Genomic DNA, 2041 nt, shown 5'->3' with positions numbered 1-2041 from the left:
CATAATATCTTGATAATCCTAAATATTGACATAGCTTTGTTATGCTATAACGATGTCGATTTGCTTTTAGGATAGCGATTTTCGCCCTATTATCAGTGCTGCTTGCTTTAGAATATCGTTTTCCATGCGGAGTTGTTTAAGCTCTTTACGCAACGCGATTAACTCTTGTTCTTGTGGACCGCGATTATCTTTTGTTTTAAATGAGCCACTTTGGCTTGATTGCGTTATCCAACGGTCCAATGCGGATGGTGTCAAATCATATTCTGCAACGATTTCACTACGTGATTTACCATGTTGATAAAGACTGACCATTTGGTGTTTAAAATCATCTGTGAATGTTCGTCTTTTGCGTTTAATCTTATTCATATTTGTTCCTTTTTTAGTTGTGATAAGTTTACCTTACCCCTTAAAAAAGTTGTATGAATTAGTGTAGCCGATCCAGTAGGAAATGATTTTTCAACATGGATAAAGGGAAGAATAAAAGAATATGGACTTATTAAAAATGATGTTTTTTTAATCTTTGATTCATCAGAATTCAGGAATCAAAGTACAAATAATGAACAGCAAATAAAATGGACAACTAAGCGAGGTGGAGATCGTAAAAGTACAGATTACATCCTTACAATTGGAACCGCTAAAGAATTGGCGATGATTGAAAACAACGAGAAAGGACGAGCAATAAGAAAGTACTTTATACGTTGTGAAGAACACCTTAAAGAAATCGCGCCAACAATCCAAAAGAAAGCACTTAATCGATTAAAAGCACGTTTAAAAGTCGCAGATTATAGCCGTCCTATGTGTGACGCATTAACAGAGCAACGTAAAGCACTGGGGAAAAGCGCAAATAACACCTTATTTACTAATGAATTCGATATGATTAACCGCATCGTATTAGGTACTACATCAAGCAAATACAAGAAAGCCAATAATCTTACTGGTAATATTCGTGACCACCTAAACGAATTTGAATTAAACCATATCGCATACCTTGAGAACGCAAATATAACATTAATCCATATTGGTTACGATTATCATCATAGAAAAGCCAGCTAATAAAGTTATCTCATGCTTATTTAATTTGTCATATGGCTCAGGTGGCTTAATTATGATGACTACACACCCATTTAACGCCCTAGCAATAGGACAATATACCCAAGCCCTAAATAATCGCTTATATTGCTATTTTGATGGGATTAACGCCATCCAAAAGGTGAAATCATTCTTCTTGGTTGGCAATAATTCTAGTTTTCAGTTAAAAAAGCCTATTTCAGTGAAAACAAGTGTAAAAGTACGCACTAAGTACGCAGTGAAAACCGTTTTTTTAATGCGTACTAATCATTGCATGGGGTTGAATTTCAAAAGTAGGTTTCTTGAGTCCATAAAAAGGAGAATGGGAAAACAAAAACCACCAATCAGTGGCATTAAGTTAAAAGATTATTTCTTATCTAATTTAGCTAGTTTTTCGCGACAAGTAGCAATAACCCAAGCGGAAAAGTTAGTATTCTCTTTCTTGGATTGCTCGTCTATTCGCTCTATTAATTCATGGGGGAAGCGGATTGCTTTTCTATCCGATTTATTATTTTTGTTACCTGTAGCCATTTTTATACCTAAAAGATGCTTATTAGTGTGCAGACACTATACACGATCACTAAATAATAAAAAAGGCTTGACGTGTGCCCACACTATAAAATATAGTGAGCACACACCTGATGAATTTATTAGGTTAAAAAAACAATCCCCTGATGTGCTCGCAACACTATCAAGGGATCTAACCACAAACATTAAACGGAGTAATGCTATGGCTAATAGTAATGATACCCCTACGCCCTAAAAATGGGCAACCTGACCTATCTAATTTAATTTCTGTTTTAAATCTCTATCAAGCAGATATTCCAACACACAATTTACTACAAGCTGAGAATCATTTTGAAGAACTACAGCAATCTATTCTATATGGAATAGGTGCGATTGGTAACCTGATGTTTTGGGCTAGTGAAAATGAAAGTTATTCCGAGCAGAACCTTAAAAGTGATATGCGCGA

Annotated in this window: 3 protein-coding genes and 1 pseudogene; 3 read left to right on the top strand and 1 reads right to left on the bottom strand. The window is 35.2% G+C overall.

The genetic code is table 11. The features are described 5' to 3' along the window. Window positions 1–66 precede the first annotated feature (66 nt). Complete coding sequence (locus tag A9G35_RS01770; RefSeq protein WP_065635422.1) at window positions 67–366, bottom strand: transposase; 300 nt, start codon at window positions 364–366, stop codon at window positions 67–69. A gap of 57 nt (window positions 367–423) precedes the next feature. Between A9G35_RS01770 and A9G35_RS12800 the strand changes: the two genes are divergently transcribed. From A9G35_RS12800 to A9G35_RS01755, 3 genes and pseudogenes are all read left to right on the top strand, one after another. After that, a complete protein-coding gene (locus tag A9G35_RS12800) occupies window positions 424–1053 on the top strand; it encodes an antA/AntB antirepressor family protein (RefSeq protein WP_081300082.1) in 630 nt (209 codons plus the stop codon). Window positions 1054–1105: 52 nt separating this feature from the next. Then, entirely contained in the window at window positions 1106–1831 is a 726-nt protein-coding gene (locus tag A9G35_RS13810) for a hypothetical protein (RefSeq protein ID WP_065635428.1), read from the top strand. After that, window positions 1812–2041 (top strand): annotated as a pseudogene (locus tag A9G35_RS01755) (hypothetical protein); the annotation flags it as partial. The gene A9G35_RS13810 and the pseudogene A9G35_RS01755, both read left to right, overlap by 20 nt.

This window comes from Gilliamella sp. Choc5-1, assembly GCF_001690595.1.
GTDB lineage: Bacteria > Pseudomonadota > Gammaproteobacteria > Enterobacterales > Orbaceae > Gilliamella > Gilliamella apicola_M.
Note: the sequence above shows the minus strand (reverse complement) of the source record. Positions and strands in the feature narration are given on the sequence as shown.

Coding starts and splice junctions, on each gene's coding strand:
- A9G35_RS01770 (WP_065635422.1), bottom strand. CDS start 366: ATGAATAAGATTAAACGCAAAAGACGAACATTCACAGATGATTTTAAA.
- A9G35_RS13810 (WP_065635428.1), top strand. CDS start 1,106: ATGATGACTACACACCCATTTAACGCCCTAGCAATAGGACAATATACC.